This window comes from Amycolatopsis sp. WQ 127309, from assembly GCF_023023025.1.
Classification (GTDB): Bacteria; Actinomycetota; Actinomycetes; order Mycobacteriales; family Pseudonocardiaceae; genus Amycolatopsis.
This window is the reverse complement of record NZ_CP095481.1, coordinates 9,605,372-9,622,923: the sequence shown is the minus strand read 5'-3', so window position 1 is coordinate 9,622,923 and position 17,552 is coordinate 9,605,372. Positions and strand designations below refer to the sequence as shown.

Annotated in this window: 10 protein-coding genes; 3 read left to right on the top strand and 7 right to left on the bottom strand. The window is 71.3% G+C overall.

Translation table 11 applies throughout. From position 1 onward, the window contains the following. Positions 1-10: 10 nt before the first annotated feature. Positions 11-694 carry a response regulator transcription factor gene (locus MUY22_RS42540; RefSeq protein WP_256475009.1) on the bottom strand — a complete coding sequence of 228 codons (684 nt, stop codon included), beginning with the start codon at positions 692-694 and terminating at the stop codon, positions 11-13. After that, complete coding sequence (locus MUY22_RS42535) at positions 691-1,884, bottom strand: sensor histidine kinase (RefSeq protein ID WP_247053025.1); 1,194 nt, start codon at positions 1,882-1,884, stop codon at positions 691-693. The genes MUY22_RS42540 and MUY22_RS42535 overlap by 4 nt, the downstream gene beginning before the upstream one ends. Before the next feature lie 108 nt (positions 1,885-1,992). Between MUY22_RS42535 and MUY22_RS42530 the strand changes: the two genes are divergently transcribed. Further along, entirely contained in the window at positions 1,993-3,960 is a 1,968-nt protein-coding gene (locus MUY22_RS42530) for an alpha/beta fold hydrolase (protein ID WP_247053023.1), read from the top strand. Further along, on the top strand, positions 3,957-4,430 hold the full coding sequence (locus MUY22_RS42525; protein ID WP_247053021.1) for an SRPBCC family protein: 474 nt from the start codon (positions 3,957-3,959) through the stop codon (positions 4,428-4,430). The genes MUY22_RS42530 and MUY22_RS42525 overlap by 4 nt, the downstream gene beginning before the upstream one ends. Before the next feature lie 19 nt (positions 4,431-4,449). On the opposite strand, the gene MUY22_RS42520 is transcribed toward MUY22_RS42525, so the two are convergent. From MUY22_RS42520 to MUY22_RS42505, 4 genes are all read right to left on the bottom strand, one after another. Beyond that, positions 4,450-4,827 (bottom strand): MerR family transcriptional regulator, encoded by a 378-nt coding sequence (locus MUY22_RS42520; RefSeq protein WP_247053019.1) that lies wholly within the window; start codon positions 4,825-4,827, stop codon positions 4,450-4,452. A gap of 85 nt (positions 4,828-4,912) precedes the next feature. After that, entirely contained in the window at positions 4,913-10,627 is a 5,715-nt protein-coding gene (locus MUY22_RS42515; protein WP_247053018.1) for an RHS repeat-associated core domain-containing protein, read from the bottom strand. Between the two features lie 378 nt (positions 10,628-11,005). Continuing rightward, the gene (locus MUY22_RS42510) at positions 11,006-11,734 is read right to left on the bottom strand and encodes a trypsin-like serine protease (RefSeq protein ID WP_247053016.1); all 729 of its coding nucleotides are present in this window, start codon (positions 11,732-11,734) and stop codon (positions 11,006-11,008) included. Positions 11,735-11,852: 118 nt separating this feature from the next. Next, on the bottom strand, positions 11,853-12,629 hold the full coding sequence (locus MUY22_RS42505; RefSeq protein ID WP_247053014.1) for a hypothetical protein: 777 nt from the start codon (positions 12,627-12,629) through the stop codon (positions 11,853-11,855). A 160-nt stretch (positions 12,630-12,789) separates the two neighbouring features. On the opposite strand from MUY22_RS42505, the gene MUY22_RS42500 reads away from it, so the two are divergent. Then, positions 12,790-16,491 carry a S8 family serine peptidase gene (locus MUY22_RS42500; RefSeq protein WP_247053012.1) on the top strand — a complete coding sequence of 1,234 codons (3,702 nt, stop codon included), beginning with the start codon at positions 12,790-12,792 and terminating at the stop codon, positions 16,489-16,491. Here MUY22_RS42500 and MUY22_RS42495 read toward each other — a convergent pair. Then, complete coding sequence (locus MUY22_RS42495; RefSeq protein WP_256475005.1) at positions 16,488-17,552, bottom strand: LuxR family transcriptional regulator; 1,065 nt, start codon at positions 17,550-17,552, stop codon at positions 16,488-16,490. The genes MUY22_RS42500 and MUY22_RS42495 overlap by 4 nt on opposite strands.

Sequence of the window (17,552 nt, the reverse complement as noted above, 5' to 3'; positions counted from 1 at the left end):
GCCGGCGCGTTCACAAGCCCGAGGTGTCGTGCGGCTCGATCAGGCCGTGGTGGTGGGCGAAACGCACGGCGTGCACCCGATCCCGGAGACCGAGCTTCGCCAGGACGCGCGAGACGTGCGTTTTCACAGTCTGTTCGCCGACGTAGAGTTGTTCGCCGATTTCCGTGTTGGAGAAGCCGGTGGCCATCAGCAGGAACACTTCGCGCTCGCGGGCGGTGAGCCGTTCCAGGCCGGGGGCCCGGTCGCGGTCCGGGAGGGCCGGGGCCAGCGCGTCGGCCAGCCGTGGGGCGAGCCGGCTGGTGATCGACGGGTCGAGGTACGTGTCGCCCCGGGCGGCGACGCGGATCGCGGTCACGAGTTCTTCCGGTGGCAGGCTTTTCAGGACGAATCCGCTCACGCCCGAGGCCAGCGCCGAGCGCACGTAGTCGTCGGTGCCGAACGTGGTGAGCAGGACGATCTTCAGGGCCCGCCGCCCGGACGACATCAGCTGACGGGCGGCCGCGAGACCGTCGAGCTTCGGCATGCGCACGTCCAGGACGGCGAGGTCCGGGTCCAGGGCGGTGATGGCTTCGACGGCGCTGTAGCCGTCGCCGACGTCGGCGACGCACTCCATGTCCGGCTGGGCGTCGAGGACCGCGCGGAACCCGGACCGGAACATCGCGTGGTCGTCGGCGATCACGATGCGCAGGGTCACGATCCACTTCCCAGGGGCATGGTCACGCTCGACTCCCAATAGTGCCCGGCGGCGCCGAAAGACGCCGTCCCGCCCAGTGTCTCGACCCGCTTGCGCATCCCGTCGAGACCGACACCGAGCCCCGGGGAGCCGCCCGCGGCCGCGATCCGGTTGCGGGTGGTGAGTCCGACGTGGTCGCCGCCGTAGTCGAGCTCGACCCGGGCCGCCGTCCCGTCGCTGTGCCGCAGCGTGTTCGTCATCATCTCCTGCGCCACCCGGTACAGCGTGGTGTCGACGGCCCGCGGCAGGGGGTGCGGGTCGTTGTAGACGACGAACGTCACCTGCAGGCCGGACGAGCGGACGCCGTCGAACAGGTCCGGCAGCATCTCGGCGCCAGGCTGCTCCGGTGACCGATCACCCTCGTGCAGCAGGGAAAGCAGCCGTCGCAGGTCGACCATCGCCGCCTGGCTGGACTGCTCCACCGCGGTGAGCGAGGTGCGCACCGAGCCGTCGGCCGGCACCGGCACGGCCGCGAGGTTCAGCCGCGCCGCCGTGGCGTGGACGCCGATCGCGCTGACGTGGTGGGAGATGACGTCGTGCAGGTCGACGGCGATCGCCTCGCGCTCCTTGGCCACCGCCGCGGCCACCTCCGCCTGCGCGTCCCGCAGCGCCGCTTCCCGCTGGTGGCGCAGTTCGTCCACGTGCGCCTTGCGCGCCGTGGTGTAGCGCCCGACCAGCCACGGCAGCAAGGCGTTGGCGGACACGAGGGTCACGAGCGAGGCCGGCGCGGTCAGCCCGCTGATCAGCAGTGAGCACAGGACACCGCCGCACAGCACGACCAGCGCCGCGCCGGCCGGCCGGCCCCGCAGCCAGGCCCCGGCGCGGTAGGCGCTGACCAGCTGCCCGGCGGTGCTCGCGCTCCGGCCGGGGAGGACGAAGGCGAGCGCGGGAACCAGCAGCGCGTGCCCGAGCGCGACCCAGCCGGAGTACTTCGGCGACGACACGAGAACCGCGTCCGCGACGACGATCCCGGCCAGCAGCACCGCGTTCCACGGCCCCGGCGCGGGTCCCCGCGTCACAAAGCTAGCCACGTCGATGACCAGGCAGAACGCCCCCACCAACAGCGACTGGCGCGCCAGTGACCGCTCCGCCGGGTGCGTGCCCGCGCGGGCTCGCACCCAGCGGACCATCTCGTTCGTGCTGCTGGACATCCGGCCATTGTGCCCGCCGCGATCCCGCCGGAAGTCACTCCGTGGAGGGACAAGCGATCACTGCGCCGTATGACGCCCTCAGGGGGTCGCCGCTCATAACGTGCCGCCATGCGCTTGCCTCCTTCCCGCCGCCGAGCCGTGGTTTTCGCCGGCATCGCGGCCGTCCTGATCGTGCTGAGCACCGTCGTCTTCTGGCCCGACGGCACACCCCGCGTCCCGCGCGGCGCCGCGCCGGACACCCTGACCGTCCAGCCCTGCACCTTCGACACGGAGGCCGGAGCGCAGGCCGCCGACTGCGGAACGCTGGTGGTCGCGGAGAACCGCGCGAACCCGGCGACCAGCCTGATCGCCCTGCCCGTCGTCCGGATCCGGGCCACCGCACAACCCGCGGGCGAACCGGTCTTCCGGCTCGGCGGCGGACCGGGACTGTCGAACATGGACTTCCCCGAGGCCGCCCGGCTCACCGACCACCACGACGTCGTCCTCGTCGGCTACCGCGGCGTCGACGGCTCACGGCGGCTGGACTGCCCCGAGGTGACCGACGCCCTGCAGTCGTCCGACGGGATGACCGGCGCCGACGCCTTGCCCGCCACCAGCCAGGCGTTCGCCAAGTGCGCGAACCGGCTGCAACGCACCGGGGTGGACCTGACCGGCTACTCGGCCGCCCAGCGCGTCGAGGACATGGAATCGGCTCGGAAAGCCCTGGGCTACCCGCGGATCGACCTGGTCAGCTCCAGCGCGGGCACCCGGACCGCGACGATCTACGGGTGGCGCCACCCCGAAGCGCTGCTGCGCTCGGCGATGATCTCGGTCAACCCGCCCGGCCACCTGCTCTGGAACCCGCGCACCACCGACTCCCAGTTCGGGCAGTACGCCGACCTGTGCCGGGCGGACGCCGTGTGCGCCGCGAAGACGCCCGACCTCGCGGCGTCGATCCGCGACGGCGTCGCCACGATGCCGTCGCGGTGGGGACCGCTGGCCATCAAGGACACCAACGTCCGGGTGCTGAGCCAGTACGCGATGCACTACAACGGAAGCGCGTCGGCCCCGAACAACGCACCCGCGGTCATCGACGCCTACCTCGACGGCGGGCCGAGCGCGATGTGGGCGATGTCCGTCCTCGCCGACCTCGCCCTGCCGAGCTCCACCGTCTGGGGCGAGTTCGCCTCCTTCTCCATGCTCGACGCCCCCGCCGCCAAGCAGTACTACGCCCAGGGCGGCGATCCCGGCTCGATCCTCGGCAACGCCTCGACCGACTTCCTCTGGGGCGGCCCCGCGGGCTTCGCCACCGCGTGGCCCGACAGCCCGGACAACGCCGGCTACCGCACGGTCCGGCCGAGCGCGGTCGAGACCCTGCTCATCGGCGGCGAACTCGACTTCTCCACACCGCCGGTCAACGCGACGAACGAGCTGCTGCCCGCGTTGTCCCGCGGGCACCAGGTGATCCTGCCGGGCCTGGGCCACACCGACGACTTCTGGGGACACCGGCCCGAAGCGGGCAAGCACCTGCTGACCACGTTCTTCGACACCGGCCGCGTCGACAGCTCGCAGTTCGACCGGCGCCCGGTCGACTTCGCGGCGGTGCCGCTGAGCATGTCCACGATCGCCGGGATCCTGGTCGGCGTCACGACCGGCGGGGTGCTGCTCGGGCTGCTCGTGCTCGGCCTGCTCGCCCGCAGGCGACGCCGCCGCGGCGCACCGGGCCGCGTGGCGAGCCGGTGGGTCCGGGCGCTGATCGTGCTGCCGCTGGGCCTCGGTGGCTGGTTCCTGGGGGTCCTGTTCGCCTGGACCCTCGCACCCTCCTGGTTCATCGCCGGGCCGCTCGTGGTGGTGCCCGGCGCCGGGCTGCTGATCGGGCTCGGCGCGTACCTCGCCACCCCGGGAACGCACGGCCGGATCACCGGCGTCGTGACCGCGGTCGTCGGTGCGCTGGCGGGGGCGTGGCTGCTGTCGCTGGCCGGGTCCGGGCTCGTCGTCCCGGCGCTCGGGATCCTCGGCGCCGCGCTGGGCGCGAACCTCGTGCTCGTGCTCCACGCCCGCCGATCGGTGCCGGCGGCGGATAGGGTGGCGGCATGAGCCGCTGGGTCGTGTCCGTCGAACGCCGCATCGCCGCCCCCGCGGACCGGATGTACGCGGTGGTCGCCGATCCGTTGCGGCACAAGGACATCGACGGGTCCGGCTCCTTGGTCGAGCCGATCGGCATCAGCTCACCCGTCCGGCCGCTGCGTCTCGGCGACCACTTCGGCATGAGGATGGACCTCCGCGGCAAGTACGTCATGACGAGCACGGTGATCGAGGCCGTCCCCGGCCGGCGGTTCGCCTGGCAGAGCCGGCCGCACGAGGACTCCGTCAAGTGGCGCCTGGTGTTCGGTGGCCGGATCTGGCGTTACGAGTTCGAGCCGGACGGCGACGGCACGCTGGTCCGGGAGAGCTGGGACCTGAGCGAAGAGCCGCTGCGGGTGGTCGTCACGCTGGGTCGCTGGGCGGCGCGCGGGGCGATGCGCCGCACCCTCGACCGGCTGGCCGACCTCGTCGAATCGCACTGAGCGCGGCCGGCGGACCGCGTCAGCCGCCGACCGCCGCCCGGAGCGACGCGCGGTGGGCCCGGTTCGCGGCGAGGAGACCGTCGAGCGAGTCACGGGTGTGGACGAGGTCGGCGATGTGCTGGGTCAGCCGGTCGCGTTCCTGCTGCATCCGCGCGAACGCGGCGTCCGAGTTGCCCTCGCTGGGCGACTCGACGCAGGGCAGCAGCTCGGCGATCGTGCGGCTGGACAGGCCGGCGTCGAACAGGCGCTGGATGAAGGCCACCCGCTCGATTTCGCCGTCCGTGTAGTGCCGTTGCCCGCTGCTGCTGCGGGTGCTGGTGAGCAGCCCCTGCTGTTCGTAGTAGCGCAGGGACCGCACACTCACCCCGGCTTGTGCCGCCAGTTCGCCGATCCGCACGACGTCCTCCCGGTGGTGACCAGTGACAGAACGGGTCTCCTCTGACCGTGGTGCCGGATCTTAGCCGCCGGACCGCGTCGCGACACTAGGAGAACGGCGAGTGGGCGGTGGGAGCCTGGACGGTGGGATCGTCCTCGATGACGTTGTCGTAGCGCCACGCCCGGTACTCGCTGTTCGGGTGACTGTCCAGGGTCCGATCGTTGATGTTGGCCGTGCTGTGCTTCACCGGGGTGGAGCCGAACGAGTAGTACTCGAAGTTCCCCTTGTTGTCGATCCACCGGTGGAAGAGGACCACGTGGTGCTCGGCCGAGTTGAGGATGTCTCCGGGCCTGAGGTCGTCGCGGCTGATCTCGTGGGAGTAGTCGGGCAGGGTCCACGTGCTCGCGCTCCAGCTGAGGTGCCACGCCATCGAGACGTAACCGGAGCAGTCGCGGCGGTACGAGCGCCCGTCGCCCGGTCCGGGTGAGAAACCGGTGTCACCGGGTGCGAGGTTCTCCGGGTCGTAGTACGGCCCGGGCTTGTGATCGACCCAGTACTGCGCGCGGTCGATGATCTCCGACCGGCTGATCTTCACCTCGTCCTTGGCGTCGCACTTCTTGCCGGCGGACGTCGTGCAGGAGAGGCCGGTGTGGTCGATCTGGTTCACCGGGTCGTTGGCGGCGTAGGCGTACCGGTTGAGGCCGACGGTGTCCTCGCCGTCGATGGTGGGGTCGGGCGAGATGAACCGGCCCAGCTGCGGGTCGTAGTAGCGGGCGTTGAGGTACACCAGCCCGGTCGAGTCCTGGCGTTCGGCGGTGAAGCCGCGCGACTCGAAGGGCAGCGACCCGCCGGTCGAGAGGACTTCGCCGAAGGGCCGGTACTTCTTGCGGTGGACCTCGACACCGGCGGCGTTGGTCTCCGCCTGGATCGAACCCTGGACGTCGGTGTGCACCCAGTACTTCGTCCCGCCGTCGACCCGGGCCACCGGCGTTCCGTCGATCGAGGTGTACTTGGTGGTGGTGCCGGCGGTGACGTCGACCTCGTAGTCGGCACCGAGGTAGCGGCGCGTGGAGCTGCCCTCGACCTGCTGGAGGCGGGCGCCGTCGGCGTCGTAGGTGAACGTGGACGTGACGCCGTTCTTGACGACCGAGGCCAGCAGGCCGTCACCGTTCCAGGTCAGGGTGCGGCCGGCCCCGGAGGTCATGTTGCCCGCCGCGTCGTAGGTGTAGCTGTTCGAGCCGGCGGTGGTCACCGCGTGCGGGTGCGCCGGGTCATAGGTGTAGTCGCCGGTCCGGGAGTTCGCGGCGATGTTGCCGGCCGCGTCGTAGGAGACGGACTGGTTGTTCGCCGTGCCGGTGTCCGCGGTCGCACTGGTGAGCTGGTCGGCGTCGTCGTAGGCGTACGTCCAGCTCTCGTCGGGGAACGGGCTGGTGACCTTCGTGATCTTGCCGCTCGCGTCGCGGGTGAACGCGTTGTCCTGGACGACGTCGGCGCCCGACGTCGTCTTGATGCCGGTGAGCCAGCCGCGGGCCCCGTCGTGCGGGCGGGTGGTCACGGTGCCGTTGGCGTTGGCGATCGTGGTCACCTTGCCGTCGGCGTTGTAGGTCGCCGAGGTGACGTAGCCCGGGATCGCCGCGAGCCGGCCCGCGCTGTCGTAGCGCAGCGGCGCCGCCGCGGTGCCCTGCGTGTCACCGTCGGGGTAGGTGGTCCACAGCTTCCGGTCGCCCGTGTCGAAGCCGTACCGGAACTCGTAGGCCGTGCCGCCCACGGTGCGCACCGTCTTGACGACGTGGCCGAGGGCGTCGTAGCCGAACGTCCTGGTGCCGGCCGCGTCGGCGTTCGAGGTGACCTTGCCGACGTTGGAGAAGCCGTCCTGGACCTGGTCGTAGGTCCAGGAAACCGTTGCGGCGGAAGCGGTGCCCGCGTCGGACGTCTTGCCGGTCTCGCGCCCCAGCAGGTCGTTGGTGAAGGTCGTGCGGTGGTTGTTCGCGTCGGTCTGCGCGGTCGCCCGGCCGGCGGCGTCCCACTCGTAGGTGGTGGCGCCCTTGTCCGGATCCGCCACCTTCGTCTGCCGGCCGAGCGAGTCGGTGGTGTAGGTGATGACGTACCCGGTCGGGTCGGTCGACTGCGCGAGGTTGCCGCGCAGGTCATAGACGTATTTCGCGGTACTGGGCTTGCCGCCGACCACCTGCTGGCGCTCGACGCGCTTGCCGTACGCGTCCGTGCGGTCGGTCGTGGTGTGGCCGCTCTCGTCTGTGGTGGTGGTCGACCACGGGCCGTAGCTCTCGGTCCGGGTCGCGCCGTCCGGCAGCGTCGTCCTGGTCGACCGGTCGAGTCCGTCGTAGACGGTGGTCGTCGGGTAGGTCGCCGGCTGCGCCTGGCCCGCCACCCGGTAGTAGGGCGCGGTCTTCGACGCGACCTGGCCGCGGGCGTTGTACGCCGTGTCGACGTAGATGTCGCCGGTCGCGGCGTCCGGGCCCTTCGCCGCGGTGCGGTACGGGCGCTGCAGGCCGTCGACGTAGCGGCGGCTCCACTGCGGAGCGCTCGTGCCGTCCGCGGCCGGCTTCTCGATCTGCTCGTACTGCCCGGCCGGATCGCCGACGTTCACCCACTGGTGGCGTTCGAACTTGCCGCCGGGCTGGGTGGTCTCGACCACCCGGCACAGCGGGTCGTAGGTGAGGGTGGTCGGCTGCTTGTTGAGGTCGTTCACCCGGGTCGGCGTGCCGCAGCCGGCGTCCCACGTCGCGTCGACCGTCTGGGACAGCGCGTTGGTCTCCGAGGTCTGGAACACGTGGTAGGCCGGGTCGTAGCCGAGCGTGGTGCGCGCGCCGACCGGGTCGATCTCCGCGGTGAGGTTGCCCCAGGCGTCGTATTCCTTGCCGGTCTCGACGAACGCGTCCGTGGTCGAGAGCCACCGCGCGGACGTCGTCTCGAAGCCGGCCGCCGGGGCCTGGTCCCAGGCTTTCACGCCGTCGTAGCCGGTGCGGGTCTCGCTGAGCCTGGTCCCGCCGGCGCCGACGCCGGCGACGACCTTCACCGCGGCGGGTTTGTCCACGATGTAGGCGGTAGTGTTGGGCACGAACGTGGTCACCGTCGTGCGCTCGTCGCCCGCCTGCTCTTCGTCGCCGTGCTCGATCCGGGTCACCACCTCGCCGTAGGCGTTGTACGCCAGGCTCGTGTGGGTGCGCTTGCAGTCCGCTCCGGGGCAGACCGCACTCCGGCCGGTGTACGCGTACTCCCAGGTGCCGGTCGGCAGCACGGTCCTCGGCACGGTCGTGCCGTTGGTGGCGTATTCGGTGACCGTCGCGCTCAGCAGCGCGCCGTCACCTTCGTGGTTCTCGACGCGCTCCGGCCGGCCGATCGCGGCGAGGTCCTGGCGGAAGGTCGTGTCGGTGTACGGGCACGCCGTCTCGCCCGCGTTGCAGGGCTTGGTCTCCCGCTGCGTGCGGAACCCGAGGAACGTGCGCTCCGGGTGGTAGTACGTCCCGCCCGCGTAGCTGTAGTTCGTGGTCGCGGCGCCGCCCGGGCCGGCGTCGTCGGTCACCGCGGCCACCGTCTGGGTCAGCGGCGGGTTGTTCGTGTTCGCCCACGCGGAGGACGGCTTGTAGCTCACCGTCGTCTTGGCGCCCCACTCGTTGGTGCGGGACGTCAGCACGTCGGTCGCCGCGCCACCCATGTTCCAGACGTGGCGCCCCTTGTTGAGGCCGAAGTTGGTGTTGTAGAGCTCCACCATCTCCGTGCGCATGTCGCCGTTGACGTCCATCTCGAGGAAGTCGGCGGTGCAGTTGCCCTTGCTGCAGGTGTAGGTCCCCATCGTCGGGTCGCTCGCGCCGGGTGCGAAGCCGGTGCCGGTGGACAGCCAGATGTCGCGCTTCGTCGACGCCCCCAGGAATCCGGGGGAGAGGGTGACCATGTCCATCCGGTGGTCGCCGTTGACGTCCATCACGAGCTGCTTGGACGCCGTGCTGTAGCTCATGCTCGTGTCGGTGGCACCCAGCTTGTAGCCGTAGCCGGTGGAGAGCCAGGTCCGGCGGGTGTACGTGCCGAACGCCGGGTAGAGCTCGACCATGTCGGCCTTGTCGTCGTCGTTGACGTCCATGATCAGGAACCGGCTGCCCGCGCCCTCCGCGTCCGGCTGGCTCCAGGAGATGCCGCCGTCGGTCGCCCCGGAGACGAAGCCCGTGCCGGTGGACAGCCAGATGTGCCGGGTACCGGCGCCGAAGAGCGCGGGCAGCAGCTCGATGAAGTCGGACTTGCCGTCACCGTTCACGTCGGCGGCCTCGAACTGCCGATCCGCGCTCATCCCGATGCCGGCGTCGTTGGAGGCGAGGGTGAAGGTGGTGCCGTCCGAAAGCCATGTCGCGCGGCAGAAGTTCACCGGGAAGATGCCGCAGGAGTACAGCTCGAGGACGTCGGTCTTGCCGTCGCCGTTGACGTCCATCGGGAGGAAGCGCGAGTTCGCGTCGTTGCGGCCCTGGGCCGCGCCGGTCGAGCCCGCCGTGAAGCCGGTGCCGGTGGACACCCACAGCTGCCGCGCCATGCCCAGGCCGGAGGGGGAGAACTCCAGCAGATCGGACTTGCCGTCGCCGGTGAAGTCACCGGGCAGGTAACGCGCGTTCTGGTTGAGCGACGTCGCGCCCTCCGTCGAGGCGAGCGTGAAGTCGGTGCCGTTGGAGAGCCACGTCTTGCGTTGGTAGGAACCGAAGTTCGGCCACAGCTCGAGCATGTCGGTCTTGCCGTCGCCGTTGATGTCCATCGGGAAGTCCTTGGCGTCGTTGCTGTTCCCGGTGAACGCCTTGTTGTCGTTGCCGGAGACGAACGCGGGTGCGCCGGCCTGGTAGGTCGCCGAGACGGCCGGCATCGCCGTGCCGCCGGTGACGGTGCCGGTGGCGTCCAGCACGGCGTCGGAGCCGAACTGCTGCACGGCCGACAGGAGCGACCGCCCCGTCGCGTCACTGGTGGCGTAGGTCAGCTTGTACGCGCGGACCCGGCTGCCGGCCACGCTCACATCGACGGTCTTGATGCGCCCTTGAACGGTCCGGAGGCCGCCGTTGCCCATCGCCTCGAGGTCGGTGTCGGTGCGCTTCTCGTACTGGAACTTGATCGTGGCCTGGTTGTAGGTGACCGAGTCGAGGTACTCCCAGCAGCACTCGAACTGGTTGACCGCCCAGTTGTAGGAGACCGTGTTGTTCTTGGTGTCGACGACCTGGCTGAGGCCCCACCGGTAGACGAGATCGGTCGCGGCGGACAGCACCGGCGCGTAGACGCGCTTGACGCCGTCCTTCGCGGTCAAGGTCCACCGGCTGGCGGCGCCGGTGCCGGTCAGCGCGACCCTCCCGAAGGACTCGTTCTTGGTCGAGTGCGTGCCACCCGAGGTGCAGCTCGGGCTCACACTGCCGGCGACGCAGGGGACGAGCTCCTCGCCGTCGAGGAGGTAGCCGTCCGTGCCGTCGTACCGGGGCGCGCCCTTGCCGCTGCCGGCCCGCTCGATCTCGCTCAGGCCGTTGAGCGTCCAGCCGACCCCGGCCAGCCCGTTGCGCGCGGAGGAATCGTAGGCCAGCGAAAGTTCCGGGGTGATGTTGTGAAAGGCCGGGACGCGGATCGCGATGTCGTCGGTGAACGTGCCGTTCCCGTCGACCCGCCAGGATTTGTCCGGGACCTGCGGCTCCGGCGTCTTCGCGACGTCGGCGAGCGGAGTGCGCGCCGCCTCCTGCTGGCTGTCGGCGGGCGCGGTCACCGCCCCGGCCGTGCTCACACTGCCGGCGACCAGCACAACGGCGACGAAGAATCCGCGCAGCGCGCGGCCGACTACCGACCTCATGGGTCCGACACCTCGGCATGGGAGTGGACGGGCGCACCGTCCAGAAGATTGTGCCGTCCGGGCCCCGATTCCGTCGGCTTGATCAAATCCGATGGTACATCGCAGCCTGTGCACTGAAAAGGGTAAGTGTCACATTGGGGCTACGGACCGCTACCTCGCCCGTGCCCTCTCGATCACTCACGGTCACGTTTCCGAGGGGTCGCTGGAGCCGGCCCGGGACGCCGCACTGTGGGCGGTGGCGACTCGGCGCCGATAGCGCGCGCAGGGAGTCACTAGCGGTGACGACCGAGATGCTGAAGGCCGACAAGCACTTCTTCTGGTCCGGCGGTCACCTGGAGCGGGTGCCCGGGCGGACCTCTTCGGACGGTGCTCGGCCGGTCAGCCGCCGATGACCTGGCGGATCCAGTTCAGCTGCCGGAAGACGTCGCCGGCACCGGCGATGGTGGCGCGGTCGGAGGTGTCGAAGACCCCGACGAGCGTGCCCGTCGCGGCGCCGGTGCCCATGACCGGGCCGCCGGAGTCGCCGCCGGCCGGGATGCCGGTGACGCTCGTGGTGCAGAAGTCGGTTCCGCCCGGGACGGCGAAGCCGTCGCAGCGCGGGTCGTCGGCGGACAGGACCCGCAGGAGCGACTGCTTGAGCACGTCCGACTGGCAGCTGTTCTCGTCGCCCTGGCAGGTGGCGCCCCAGCCGTACTGCCGGACGTGCCGCCCCGGCCGCACCGGGCCCGTGGTGGGGAGTTTCGCCGGGGTGACGGTCATCGGCGGCACCTTGATCAGCATCATGTCGGCGTCCGCGCTGCCCTGCCTGCTGCCGGGCACCGGCCGGACCACGGTGCCCTTCTGCTGGTCCAAGTGGCCGACGTGGAACTCGATGCGGGTGTCCGCGATGGCCTCGGCCTGCTCGAAGAAGCAGTGCGACGCGCTGATGATCCATTCGCGCGTGATCGCGGTTCCGGTGCACTCGCCCTTGCCGTCGACGAGCATCCGCACCGCCCACGGCCCGCTGGTGCTGACCGAGCCGCCGATCACCGCCGACGCGGCGGGGGCCGTGGCCACGGTGGCCGGCGCGACCAGTGCCAGCAGGACGAGCAGACGGCGAAGCCTCATGCGGATGCCCTTTCGTCGGTCGGTGTTCGAGGCGGATCGGACGTCTGCGAATTCTTCCGGCTGCCGGCCCGATCGGCTCGGCGAGGACCGGTCGATCACCCAGGCGATCTCGGTTCCTTCAGCTGCACCAGCCGGTGAACGCGTGGTCCGCCTGGTAGCGGAGGTTCACCGTCCTGGTGTTGGGCGGCAGCCTGATCGGGCCCGGGCGGTCCGGGTCGAACGCGAAGCCGCCGCCGACGAAGGTCGCGCGTGAGCGGGCCGGGTCGGCGGGGCTGTCGCCGATGGCCCAGATCTCGATCGCGGTGACCTTGCGGCCGAAGTGGGCGGCGACGAACAGGCTGCTCCGGCCGTCGCACGGGATCGAGACGTAGTCGTCGGACGCGGCGGGAGCCAGCATGGCGAGAACCTCTTCCGATGTCGTGGGCCGGGGGTCGGGGTCGACGCCGGGCCAGTGGCCGGCGACCGACGAGACGTCGTAGCCGGGGGCGACGTCGCCGCGGTACTGCTTGGCGACCGCGCCGGCGGGGATCGCGGGATCGCCGTCGAACCGGGCGATCCAGTAGTGGGGCTCGGCCACCCCCGCCGCGCGGAAGGCGGCGCGGACGGCCGGCCAGGTGGCCGCGTTGCAGTAGATCGTCGGATCGGCTCCGGCGGCGCGGCGCAGCCGGACCCAGGCGGGGGCTTCCGCGGGCGTGGCGTCACCGGGCTCGACGTCGAGCACGTGCCCGGCGTTCGTCGTCGCCTTCTTGACGATCTCGACCTTCACCGCGTCCGGGAACCGGGCCCAGTCGGCCGCGGTCCAGGGCGCCAGCTTGATCTTGTCGATGTAACCGGCGACCATGGCCGCCGTGCTGGGGATGTGCGCCGCCGTCACGGCGTCGTACAGGGTGCGCATGCTTCCTCCGTCGGCGTCCGGGTCGCCACCACGGTCACAGAACCCGTCGACAATCCGTCGACACCGGCGGCCGGTGAGCCGCTGACGAAGATGCGACGTGTCGTGTTTCGGACGCGGCCGCCCTAGTGACGGATGACGATCACGGCGCGAGCCTGGTGCGATGCACTGGAGATCACGTGTTCTGGTCCTGACCTGCGTCGCCACCCTGGCCGCGGGCACCGCCGGAGCCGCGGACGCGGCCCCCGGCCCGACAGCGGCGCCGGCACCCGCGGCCGTCGAACGGCATTCGGTCACCCTGCTCACCGGGGACGTCGTCCAGGTCGAACGGCAACCCGGCGGCAAGCAGGCCGCCACCGTCCAGCCCGCGCCGGGCCGGGAGAAGATCCGGTTCCACCAGCAGGAGGTCGACGGCCACCTCAGCGTCTTCCCCGAGGACGTCGCCCCGCGGCTGGGCTCGAAGCAGGTCGACCGGAGCCTGTTCGACGTCACCGAGCTGATCGCCGAGGGTTACGCCGACGAGCAGTCGAAGACGCTCCCGCTGATCCTCACCTACCGCAAGGGCGCGGACCTGCGCACCGCCGAGGCGGCCCCGGCGGCCGCCGAGCTGGGCGTGACGCTGAGCAGCGTCAACGGCCGTTCCGCGCGGGCCAGCAAGGCCGACGCCACCGCGTTCTGGACGTCGTCGGCGGGCAGCGCGATCGAGCGGATCTCCCTGGACCGCAAGGTCCGTGCCTCCCTCGACCGGAGCGTCCCGCAGATCGGCGCCCCCGAGGCGTGGGCCGCGGGCTACGACGGCACCGGCACCACGGTCGCGGTGCTCGACACCGGCTACGACCCCACGCACCCCGACCTGGTCGGGCGCGTGCAGGAGGCGGTCAACTTCACGACCAGCCCCGACACCACCGACCACTTCGGTCACGGCACGCACGTCGCTTCGACGATCGCGGGCTCCGGCGCCGCTTCGGGCGGGCGGCTCAAGGGTGTCGCGCCCGGCGCGAAACTGCTCGTCGGCAAGGTGCTCGACGACGACGGCTTCGGCTACGAGTCCTGGGTCCTCGCCGGGATGGAGTGGGCGGCGCACTCCGGCGCCAAGGCGGTCAACATGAGCCTCGGCGGCGGGCCGACCGACGGCACCGACGAGCTCAGCCTCGGTCTCGAAGCGCTCAGCGCGCAGACCGGCACGCTCTTCGTGGTGGCCGGCGGCAACGACGGTGAGCTGGGCGCGTACACGATCGGCTCGCCGGGCACCGCCGCGGCCGCGCTGACCGTCGGCGCCGTCGGCCGGGACGAGAGCCTGGCGCCGTTCTCCAGCCGCGGCCCGCGCCTGGGCGACAACGCCGTCAAGCCCGACATCACCGCGCCCGGCGTCGGCATCGTCGCCGCCCGCGCCGCGGGGACCGCCATGGGCGACCCCGTCGACGACCACTACACCGCCGCGTCCGGTACCTCGATGGCCACACCGCACGTCGCGGGCGCGGTGGCGATCCTCGCCCAGCAGCACCCGGACTGGACGGGCCGGCAGCTCAAGGACGGGCTGGCCAGCACCTCCCTGACCGCAGCCGGGCTCTCGGTGTTCGAGCAGGGCGGTGGCCGGGTCGACGTCGCCCGCGCGGTGAAGCAGCAGGTCTTCGCCACCGGCACGCTCGACCTCGGCTCCGTCGAGGACGGCAAGGCGCCGGTGGCCAAGCAGGTCACCTACACCAACGTCGGCACCACGCCGGTCTCCCTGAAGCTGGCCCTCGACGCCAAGTCCCTCGCCGGCGTCCCCGCCGCCGACGGGATCCGGCTCGGTAAGTCCACTGTGGACGTCCCGGCCGGTGGCCAGGCGAGCGTCACGATCACCGGCGACCCGGCGAAGCTGGCGGCGGGCACCTACAGCGGGTGGCTCACGGCGACCGCGTCCGGTGTGGTCGTGCACACCTCGCTCGGCGCGGACAAGACCGCGCCGAAGCACAAGGTCACGCTCACCGCCCTCGACCTGCAGGGCAAGCCGACGGTCGCGCCGTGGCTGCTGATGTACGGCGAGGACTACCGCTTCGACGTGAACACCTGGCTGGCCGGCGACGGCCTGACGGTCGAGCTCGGCGACGGCGTGTACTACCTGACCGCGCAGGTCAACGGCGTCCAGAGCAGTGACTACGTCTACCAGGTCGTCCAGCCGGAGATCCGGATCACCGGCGACACGAGCATCGTGCTGGACGCCCGCAAGGCGGTGAAGGTGCAGATCGAGACCCCGAAACCGTCGGAACAGGCCGGGATCTGGAGCTACTACACCTACCGGGAACTCGGCTCGCGCAAGATCGCGAACTACGCCATGCAGTTCGACTACACCCGCGAACTCTGGGTCACGCCGACGCCGAAGGTGACGACCGGGGCCTTCGAGTTCGGCTCCCGCTGGTCGCGGATCGCGCCGCCGTTGACGGCGAACGTCCTGGGCGGCCGTGAGCCGCTCACGACCCGCTACCTCGCCGGATCGCCCAAGCTGGACGGCTGGCGGCTGCTCCAGGCCGTCTCCGCGGGGGCGGGCAAACCGGCGGACTTCGCGAAGGCGAACGTGCGCGGGAAGGCCGCGATCGTCGACCCGGATCCGGCGGACTACAACCGCGACGAGGTCTCCCGCGCCGCCGCGGACGCCGGGGCGGCGATCGTCTTCATTGTCGTGCCGGACGGCTGGGGGACCGCCACGGTGCCGTCGATCAGCGCGGCGCCTTTCCTGCGGATCCCGACCGTCCAGCTCGACCGGGACGAGGGGGTGGCGCTGCTCGCCAAGATCAAGCGCTTCCCGGCTTTCCTGAGCCTGCAGGGGATCGCGGTCAGCCCGTACCTCTACGACGTGGTGCAGACCGAGCGCGACCGGATCCCGGAGAAGCTCGTCCACCGGGTCACCGCGGCGAACACCGCGACCGTCACCACCCACTACCGCCAGACCGGCAGCGGCGGGGAGGCCAAGGAACAGCGGTTCGCGTGGAAGCCGTGGCAGGACTTCGCCGTCAACGAGTACCAGCGGTACGTGACGACGCCGTCGACGCGGGAGGAGTACGTCAGCTCCGGGGACATCCAGTGGCAGCACCGGGTCAAGCACGGCCTGGTCTGGGACGAGATGTCGCCGCTCGACGGCGGTATGACCGCGGCGCCGCGCACCTACACGGGTCAGGAGAACCTGACCGAGGACTGGTTCGCGCCGGTCGTGCGGCCCGCCATCCCGCGGGGCGTGCCCGGTTTGGACTCGACCCGTGACGGCGACAACCTGCGCATTCAGATCCCGGAGTTCGTCGACAGCCAGGCCGGTCACTACGGTTTCAACGAAGGTGACGACCAGGCCGCCCCGGCCACCACGTCGGCGAAACTGTTCCGGGACGGCAAGCTCGTGTCGGAGCAGCCGTACGCGTTCGGCACCTTCCCCGCCGGTGCGGACCCGGCGACCTACCGGCTCGACCTGTCGGTGCGGCGCGATTCGCCGGAGTGGCTGTTCGGCACCAGCACGCAGACGTCGTGGACGTTCCGCTCGGCCCGGTCGGCGGCCCCGGCGCTGCTTCCGTTGCTGCAGCTGGACTACGCGGTGGACGCCGACTCCGGCAACCGGCTCCCGGCCGGTCGCAAGGCCAGGATCGGCCTGAGCGCGCGGTTCCAGGACGGGATGGCCGCGCCGGACGTGCGGGCGGTGCAGGCCTGGGCGTCCTACGACGACGGCGAGACCTGGCGCGCCGTCGATGTCAAGCGCACCGGGAAGTCCTACGAGGCCACGATCGACCACCCGTCGCTCGGGGCCACGAACAAGTACGTCGCGTTGCGGGTGCGGGCCACCGACACCGCGGGCGACGTCGTCGACCAGACGGTGACGCGGGCGTACGGGCTGCGCTAGCCGGTTTCGCTCAAGGGCTCCGGGTGCCTTCCGCCGGTTCGCGGCAGGAGGTGCCCGGGGCTCGGCTCGTCCAGCCAGCCGAGTTTGCTGGCCTGCCAGGCCAGCTGCATCCGGGTGTGGGCGTTGACCCGGCGCATCAGGTCCTGCAGGCGCCGCTGGACGGTCCGGTAGCTGACGTCGAGCTGCGTGGCGATCGACTTGTCGCTGACGCCGCCGATGAGCAGGGACAGCAGCCGCCGCTCGTCGGGGTCGAGGTGGCTCGCGGGCGCGGTGTCGCCGATCCGCAGCGGCGACGCGCGTTCCCAGTAGACCTCGAACAACGCGACCAGCGCGGACAGCAGGCTGCTCTCCCGGACGAGCGCGGCGGTGGGCTCGCCCGTGCTGTCGTGGCTGACCAGCGGGCACAGCGCCACCCGGCGGTCGGAGATGGCCAGGCGCACCGGCAGCTTCGAGATCGAGCGGGCGATCTCGCCGCCCTCGATCCCCTCCAGGACGTTGACGATCCGGCCGGGTTCCTCGAGCAAGCCGGTCTCGTAGATCACGCGGTACCGCACGCCGCGGGCCTGCGCCAGTGCCTCCTCGACGTTCTCCGACGCCGCCATCGCGACGTTGCCCTCCAGGCAGAACCACAGCGACTCTTCGCGGGCCCCGCGCTGGATGGCGAGGGCCTGCCGCCGGATCGCGTCCACCCCGGTGACGACCTCGACGAGCTGCGCGGAGTCCCGCCGCCGCGCGCTGCCGCGGTACTCCTCGGCGAGCTGGGACACCGCGGCCCTGGCGGCCTCCAGCTTCTCCTGGCCGTGCACCAGCAGCGGGCCGAGCGAGACGTCCGGCGGCGCGGACACGTAGTGCTCGTCGGTCCGGTTGACGAGCCCCTTCGCCAGCAGGACCTCGAGGATCGGGTCGACCTCGCCGCGGCCCACGCCGATCTTGTCCGCGATCTCGTCGGGCGCGGTCCGGTAGCCGCCGACGATCGCGCGGTAGACCCGTTCTTCATCGGGGGTCATGCCCAGTGCTTCCAGCACAATGCCTCCTGGCCACGTGGCCGGCGGGTGTCCCAT

Excerpts from the sequence above, each read along its gene's own strand:
- MUY22_RS42535 (WP_247053025.1), bottom strand. The coding sequence starts at position 1,884 with ATGTCCAGCAGCACGAACGAGATGGTCCGCTGGGTGCGAGCCCGCGCG.
- MUY22_RS42530 (WP_247053023.1), top strand. The coding sequence starts at position 1,993 with ATGCGCTTGCCTCCTTCCCGCCGCCGAGCCGTGGTTTTCGCCGGCATC.
- MUY22_RS42525 (WP_247053021.1), top strand. The coding sequence starts at position 3,957 with ATGAGCCGCTGGGTCGTGTCCGTCGAACGCCGCATCGCCGCCCCCGCG.
- MUY22_RS42515 (WP_247053018.1), bottom strand. The coding sequence starts at position 10,627 with ATGAGGTCGGTAGTCGGCCGCGCGCTGCGCGGATTCTTCGTCGCCGTT.
- MUY22_RS42510 (WP_247053016.1), bottom strand. The coding sequence starts at position 11,734 with ATGAGGCTTCGCCGTCTGCTCGTCCTGCTGGCACTGGTCGCGCCGGCC.
- MUY22_RS42505 (WP_247053014.1), bottom strand. The coding sequence starts at position 12,629 with ATGCGCACCCTGTACGACGCCGTGACGGCGGCGCACATCCCCAGCACG.
- MUY22_RS42500 (WP_247053012.1), top strand. The coding sequence starts at position 12,790 with ATGCACTGGAGATCACGTGTTCTGGTCCTGACCTGCGTCGCCACCCTG.
- MUY22_RS42495 (WP_256475005.1), bottom strand. The coding sequence starts at position 17,552 with ATGGGACACCCGCCGGCCACGTGGCCAGGAGGCATTGTGCTGGAAGCA.